The sequence below is a fragment of the Aminobacter sp. MET-1 genome (assembly GCF_026521175.1).
In the GTDB taxonomy this organism is placed as follows: domain Bacteria; phylum Pseudomonadota; class Alphaproteobacteria; order Rhizobiales; family Rhizobiaceae; genus Aminobacter.
Genome location: NZ_JAMSHL010000109.1, coordinates 1 through 270 on the forward strand (window position 1 = coordinate 1; position 270 = coordinate 270).

Annotated in this window: 1 protein-coding gene; it reads left to right on the forward strand. The window is 64.4% G+C overall.

The features are described from left to right. Positions 1 to 270, forward strand: a 270-nt coding sequence (gene hisG / locus NDO48_RS29230; protein WP_267322919.1) for an ATP phosphoribosyltransferase, incomplete at both ends; no start/stop codon positions are given.

Here is a 270-nt window from a genome sequence, read left to right on the forward strand (position 1 = left end):
CCGCTACGCGGCACCCGCGGGCAAGGAATGGGCACCCGAGGACTTGGGCGGACTGCGCATCGCCACCTCGTACCCCAATCTCGTGCGTAAGGACCTGGCCGAGCGCGGCTTGGAGGCCACGGTGATCCGTCTCGACGGGGCCGTGGAGATTTCCATTCAACTCGGTGTCGCCGACGCCATCGCGGACGTGGTCGAGTCGGGTCGCTCACTGCGTCAGAACAATCTCGTCGCGTTCGGCGAATCTTTGTGCGATTCCGAGGGTGTTCTCAT